This window comes from Saccharopolyspora sp., assembly GCF_017434145.1.
Classification (GTDB): domain Bacteria; phylum Actinomycetota; class Actinomycetes; order Mycobacteriales; family Pseudonocardiaceae; genus Saccharopolyspora_C; species Saccharopolyspora_C galaxeae.
In genome coordinates, this window is sequence record NZ_JAFRFW010000077.1 from 1 (window position 1) to 6,337 (window position 6,337).

The 6,337-nt window shown below is 69.7% G+C and carries 7 protein-coding genes; 6 read left to right on the forward strand and 1 reads right to left on the reverse strand.

What is annotated here, in order from left to right:
* From IJH84_RS01905 to IJH84_RS01915, 3 genes are all read left to right on the forward strand, one after another.
* Positions 1–1,069: CapA family protein (locus IJH84_RS01905; protein ID WP_295139540.1), on the forward strand; the 1,069-nt coding region annotated here is incomplete at its 5' end.
* The gene (locus tag IJH84_RS01910) at positions 1,066–1,965 is read left to right on the forward strand and encodes a polysaccharide deacetylase (RefSeq protein WP_295139542.1); all 900 of its coding nucleotides are present in this window, start codon (positions 1,066–1,068) and stop codon (positions 1,963–1,965) included. The genes IJH84_RS01905 and IJH84_RS01910, both read left to right, overlap by 4 nt.
* Positions 1,962–3,110: a M20 family metallopeptidase gene (locus IJH84_RS01915; protein ID WP_295139543.1), complete on the forward strand. Its 1,149-nt coding sequence runs from the start codon at positions 1,962–1,964 to the stop codon at positions 3,108–3,110. The genes IJH84_RS01910 and IJH84_RS01915 overlap by 4 nt, the downstream gene beginning before the upstream one ends.
* Positions 3,111–3,202: 92 nt before the next feature.
* On the opposite strand, the gene IJH84_RS01920 is transcribed toward IJH84_RS01915, so the two are convergent.
* A complete protein-coding gene (locus tag IJH84_RS01920; protein WP_295139545.1) occupies positions 3,203–3,946 on the reverse strand; it encodes an SDR family oxidoreductase in 744 nt (247 codons plus the stop codon).
* A gap of 149 nt (positions 3,947–4,095) precedes the next feature.
* Between IJH84_RS01920 and IJH84_RS01925 the strand changes: the two genes are divergently transcribed.
* The 3 genes from IJH84_RS01925 to IJH84_RS01935 all read left to right on the forward strand — a co-directional run.
* Positions 4,096–5,034: a LysR family transcriptional regulator gene (locus IJH84_RS01925; protein WP_295139547.1), complete on the forward strand. Its 939-nt coding sequence runs from the start codon at positions 4,096–4,098 to the stop codon at positions 5,032–5,034.
* A gap of 212 nt (positions 5,035–5,246) precedes the next feature.
* Positions 5,247–5,609, forward strand: coding sequence for a BlaI/MecI/CopY family transcriptional regulator (locus IJH84_RS01930; RefSeq protein WP_295139549.1), 363 nt, complete (start codon positions 5,247–5,249; stop codon positions 5,607–5,609).
* Positions 5,606–6,337 (forward strand): M56 family metallopeptidase (locus IJH84_RS01935; protein ID WP_295139550.1); only part of this gene is annotated, 732 nt, incomplete at its 3' end. The genes IJH84_RS01930 and IJH84_RS01935, both read left to right, overlap by 4 nt.

Below are 6,337 nucleotides of genomic sequence, written 5' to 3' on the forward strand. Positions count from 1 at the left end.
CGACTCGGCGTTCGGGCTTCTCCGGGGCGGTGACCTGACGATCGGCAACCTGGAGGTTCCGCTCACCGAGTCCGGTCAGCGCGCCGAGAAACTGGTCACGATGCGCGCGCCGACGTCAGGCGCGGCGGAACTCGCGGCATTCGGCTTCGACATGGTGTCCCTGGCCATGAACCACGCGATGGACTACGGCGCCGAGGGCATGCGGGACACGGTGCGGGCGCTGGATGCTGCGGGAGTCCTGCACGCCGGGTTCGGCGAATCGCTCTCCGAGGCGACCCGTCCCCGCGTGGTGTCCGTCGGCGAGAAGACCTTGGCATTCTTCAGCTTCTGCTCCGCGCTCCCGCTGGGCGCCAATGCGACGGCCGACCGGGCCGGTATCGGGGCGATCCGGGTGCGCCAAAGCTTCGAGTTCGACAGCACCTTCCTGGACGAGACCCCGGGAACGCCGCCCTTCGTGCATTCGAGCGCGCACGAGCCGGACGTGCGAGCGGCAGCGGCCCTGATCGGCGAAGCCAAGCGGCGCAACGACTTCGTCGCCGTGGCGCTGCACTGGGGCGTTCCGTTCTGCTACCTGCCGACCGCGCAGGGGCCGCTGGCGCAGTATCAGCAGCCGTTGGGGCGGCGCCTGATCGACGCCGGCGCGGACCTCGTCATCGGACACCACCCGCACTGCCTGCATCCGGCCGAGTTCTACGAACGCGGGCTGATCCTGTACTCCACCGGCAACTTCGTCTTCGACTGGTGCGACGGGTGGAGCCCGGACTCGATGGCCGCGCAGGAAGACGCTCATCCGGCCCCTCCCTACCAACCGGCCTTGTTGACGGGCCCCTGGTACGAGAGCGCCGTGTTCCGCGTGCAGCTGGGCGGGGCCGACGGGCCCACGCTTCGCCTGGATCCCATCGAGCTCGACACGGACAGCCAGCCGATCATGCCGCGGCCCGAGGCGGCGGCCTCGATCCTCGCCCGGTTCGCGGAGGCGTCCAGGGAGCTGGACCCGTCCATTGTGGTCGACGAGGACGGGCTCGTGCGGCGAACTTCGAAGAACCACAACGTCGTGGAGGAAGCATGACCGAGCAGCAGCCGTGGCAGTGGGACGAGCCGACCTGGCGCGGGCACGTCGAACGTGTGCGCGCCGGGCGTCCGCTGCGACCGGATTCCTGGCCCGGTGGCGCGAAAGCCGCTGTGGCATTGTCGTTCGACTCCGACCACGAAACACCCGCGCTGCGTGACGGCAATGTGCTGCCGGGCACGCTGTCCCAGGGCGAGTACGGTGCTCGCGTCGGTGTGCCACGCATCCTGACGCTGCTCGAACGCTTCGAGGCGCGGTCGACGTTCTTCATGCCTGCGGTGTCCGCGCTCCTGCACGACGGCGAAATAAAGTCCTATGTGGACGCCGGGCACGAGGTCGCGCTGCACGGCTGGATCCACGAACGCAACACCCGGCTACCACCCGAGGCCGAACGCGACCTGACATTCCGGGCCGCGGACACGCTGGAGCGCCTCGGCGGAACACGCCCGGTCGGCATCCGAACCCCGTCGTGGGATTTCTCCGCCCACTCTCTGCGGATCATCCGCGAGCTGGGCCTGACGTACGACTCGTCACTGATGGCAGATGACGACTGCTACGAGATCCTCGCCGACGGAGAACCAACCGGCATCGTCGAACTGCCGGTGGAGTGGATCCGCGACGACATGCCGTACTTCACGATGGACCGCTTCACCTCGCTACGGCCGTACACACCGCCGCGGGGCGTGCTGTCGCTCTGGCGCGACGAGTTCGATGCCGCCTACGCCGAGGGCGGGATCTTCCAGCTCACGATGCACCCCCACTGCATCGGGCACCGCTCCCGCATCGCGATCCTCACCGAACTCCTCGAGCACATCGCCTCGCACGAGGACGTCTGGTTCGCCACGCACGCCCAGATCGCCAACCACGTACTCAGCGGAAAGGACCTGTCGCGATGACCGGTACCAACGAACGCATCGAGGGCACGTTCGAGCGGAACCTGGACTCGGTCCTGGAACTTTCGCACCGGATCAACGCCAACCCGGAACTCGCCTTCGAAGAGCACGAAACCTCGGCGTCGATCATCGCGGCGCTCGAAGACGGCGGGCGGTTCACCGTGGAGGAAGGCGTGGCCGACCTGCCGACGGCGTTCGTGGCGTCGGCCGGACACGGTGACCTGGTCTTCGCCCTCTGCGCGGAAATGGACGCGCTGCCCGGCATCGGCCACGGCTGCGGCCACAACGTCATCGCCGCGTCCGCCGTCGGCGCCGCCCTGGCCTTGGCCCCCTACGCCGACGAACTCGGGCTGACGGTGCGGGTCGTCGGCACTCCTGCCGAGGAAAGGGGAACCGGCAAGGAGATCATGGTGAACCGCGGCGTCTTCGACGACACCCACGCGGCCATGATGGTGCACCCATCGCTCAAGGACGTCGTCACGCCGCAGCTGCGCGCTTCGCGCTCCTGGCAGGTGACGTACACGGGTCGCGGCGGGCACGCGTCGCGACCCTGGAACGCGTTGAACGCCGGGGACGCGACGGTCGTCGCCCAGACCGCCATCGGGCTGCTGCGCCAGCAGTTGCGCGATGGCGTCCGGGTGCACCACGTCGTCAAGGAGGCCGGGGCGGCCGTCAACGTCATCCCCGACCGCGCGGTCACCGACTGCATGATCCGCTGCGACACCATTGCCGAAGTCGACGAAGTGTGGGAGCGGGTGCGCCGCTGTTTCGACGCCGGCGCCGTCGCCACCGGCACCAGCGTCGAGTACAGCGCATTACCGTCCATTTACCGCGAATTCCGGCATGATCCCGACTTGGCGCCGCTGTTCGAGCAGAACGCCAAGGCCATCGGCCGGACCTTCCCCGACTACCCGGACACGATGTTCGGCTCGACCGACATGGGCAACGTCTCGCTGCGCATCCCCGCGATCCACCCCATGCTCTCCTTCGATCTCCCGCCCGAAGACGGCAATCACACCGCCGCCTTCGCCATCGCCGCCGCACGCCCCGAAGGCGACCGGTTCGTGCACGACGCCGGCCTGGCGATGGCTCTCACCATCGCCCATGCCGCCCAAACCGACTCCGTCCGGACGCGGCTGCTCACCTAGTCCCCCAGTGCCTGAGCCACCGCTGAAGCGGGCCCGGCGCGTCGAGCCGGTTCACGCGTCTTGGCTCTCCCGCCTGGCTTCGGCAGCGGCAGTCAGAGCTGGGAGCCGCCGCCGTCCACCGCGAGTTCGGCTCCGGTGGTGTAGGTGGCGTCGAACGCGAGGAACGCGACTGCCTTGGCGACCTCGGTGGGGGCGCCCATGCGCAGCATGGGGTTGTCCGCAGCCATCTGCGTCTTCGTTTGTTCGGCCGTCTCCAAGGGCAGCGACTTCTCCAGGATCCCGGAGTCGATCGGGCCGGGGCTGACCGCGTTGACGCGGATCTCCTGCGGGAGCAGTTCCCGGGCCAGGCTGCGGGTCATCGAGCGCACCGCCGCCTTGCTGGCCGCGTACGCGCTGAGCATCGGCAGACCCAACACGTTCGCCACCGACGTGGTGAGCACCACGCCGCTGCCCTCGGCCAGCAGCGGAGCGAGCTTCTGCACCGTGAAGTACGGGCCTTTGGCGTTGATGGTCAGCACATCGTCGAAGAGCTCCTCGCTGGTCGCCTCGAACGGTGCGAAACCGTTGATCCCGGCGTTGGCGAACAGGGCGTCGACCGTGCCGAACTCAGCCTTCACCCGCTCGGCCAGCGCATCGATGTCGGGCGACGAGGACGCGTCGCCGCGGACCGCGATCGCGTTCTCGCCGAGCTGGTCACGGGCGCCATCCAGAGTGGCCTGGCTGCGCCCGGTGATCAGCACGCGCGCCCCCTCGTCCACGAGCAGCCGCGCGGTGGCCAGGCCCAATCCGCTGCTGCCTCCTGTGATCACGACGTGCTTGTCCGCATACCTGCCCATATCAGACGTCTCCTTCTTGGCTTCCGGATCTCGTGCCGGAGGGTCGGCCCCGGCGGCACAACATCGAGTCAACGGCCTTCTGAGCTGGGCGTCCAAGACCTGTTTCGCACCTCGTCATGCAGAATCGGAATGACGCGTAGAGTGGCCGGGTGTCCGACGAAGCCTCGCGACCTCCGGCGCTCGACCTCGACTCGGACCTCGATCTGCGGTTGGTGCGGTACTTCACGGTCGTCGCCGAGCACCTGAACTTCGCCCGGGCGGCAGCCGCGTTGCACATCGCTCAACCTTCGCTGAGCCGCCAGATCCAGCGGCTGGAGGACGCCCTCGGAGTCCGCCTGCTGGAACGCACCACCCAGGGCAGCAGCCTCACCGCCGCCGGCGCGGCCTTCCTCCCCCGAGCGCAGGAACTCCTGCACTCCGCCCACCGGGCGGTGCACACCGCACGCGCGGCCGCGCCGCCGCACACGGTCACCGTCGGATACGTCGAGGACCTCGTCATCACCCCCGCGGTGCGGGACCTGCGCTGCCGTCGTCCCGACGCCCACGTCCGCACCCGGCACCTGGACTGGAACGAAACGGGCGCCCTGCCCGACGGTCGAGTCGACATGCTCGTCGCCCGCACGCCGCTGCCCATCCCGACCGACGACCTGCGCGTGACCACCCTCTACGACGAACCCAGGTCACTCCTCGTACCCGCATCCCATCGCCTTGCCGAGAGGGAGTCGGTGCGCCCGGAAGACTTCACCGACGAACCCCTCGTGGCCTGTGCCGGCATGGCCGCGGTCTGGACCGGTTTCTGGCGGCTCGAACCCCGCCCGGACGGCAGCCCGGCTCCCCTCGGTCCGATGCTCGTCGACACGTTCGAGGACAAGCTCGAGGTCGTCGCGGACGGGCGCGCCGTCGCCCTGGTACCCGCGAACGACCGGCGCTGCGCCCTCCGGGACGACCTCGCCACCGTCCCCGTCGAGGGCATCGAACCCTGCCAGGTGGTCGTCGCCACCCGCGCCGACGACCGCAGCCCGCTCGTCGCTGACTTCCGGGAGTCCGCGACCCGGTTCCTCGTCCAGGAGAAGATGGCGCATTCCTAAGACAGCAGCCCAGCGACGCGGGTGGGCCGCACATCTCCTCTTCCCGCGGGAACGATCTACTATGTAGCATAGTAGGAAGTTCCGGTCGGCCCGGAGGAAAACCGCCCCGTGATCCGTCCGCTCCCCGCTTGGAGGTCCTCGATGAGCACCGGCGGGCCGTTGTGCACGGCGAACCCGCGGCACGCCTTAGACTGGCCGACGCTGGAGGTGCGATGCTCGGTCTCGGTGAGCTGGAGCTCAAGGTGATGGACGTCCTGTGGGCGGCCGATGAACAGCTCCGCGTGCGCGATGTACTCGATCGGCTCTCCGCCGAGCGCGCGTTCGCCTACACCACGATCATGACGGTCCTCGATCACCTGCACGGCAAGGGCTGGGTGCAGCGCACCCGGATCGGGCGCGGCTACAGCTATTGGCCCGTGCGCTCGCGGGAAGAGGCGGGTGCGCACGTGCTCCGCGAGGTGCTCGACTCGTCCGGCGACGCCGAGTCGGTCCTGCTGCACTTCGCCGCCTCGGTCTCCGAACACGAGTCGGAACTGCTGCGGCGAGCGCTGGAGAACGGGCGCGGAAAGCCATGACGATCGCCATCGGCCTGCTCGCCGGCGCGGTCGTGATCGCAGCCTTCGGCCAGGCGTACCTGCGCGGCCTGCTCAATCCCCGGGTGCGCCCCGGCATCGCGCTGGCGGGGTGGATCGCGTCCCCGCTCGTGGCGATCGGTGCGGCGATCACCGGTGCGGTGCTGCTGCTGATCCCGAACAACGGCTCTGTCGACGGTCTGCTCGGCATGGCGCGCAGCTGCGTCAACGTGGTGCACGGCCACACGGCGGCCTGGGAGTACGTGGCCCGGCTCGGCGGTGCCGCACTCGTGGCGGTCGCGGTGCTGCGCCTGCTGGTCGTGGCCGCTGGGCTCGTTCGGAAGGAAGCCGCGCTGCGGCGTCGCCACCTGACCGCGGTGCGGCTGCTGTCCCGCCGAGATCCGGATTCCGCGGTGTTGTGGCTGGATCAGGCGATGCCGGTGGCTTACAGCCTCGGCGGCCGGCGCGGTGCGATCGTGGCGACCAGCGGCGTGCAGCATCTCGACGCCGAAGCCCGGGATGCGGTCCTCGCGCACGAGCGGGCCCACCTGGCCGGACGGCACCACGCGCTGGTCCTGCTCGCGACCGCGCTCGCCAAGGGACTGCCGTTCGTGCCGCTGTTCAGGGCCGCGCCGCCTGCGGTGCGCGTGCTCGTCGAACTCGCCGCGGACGCCGCCGCGGCCCGGCGCTGCGGCGCGGGATCGGTTCGCGCGGCGCTGCGCACGGTGACC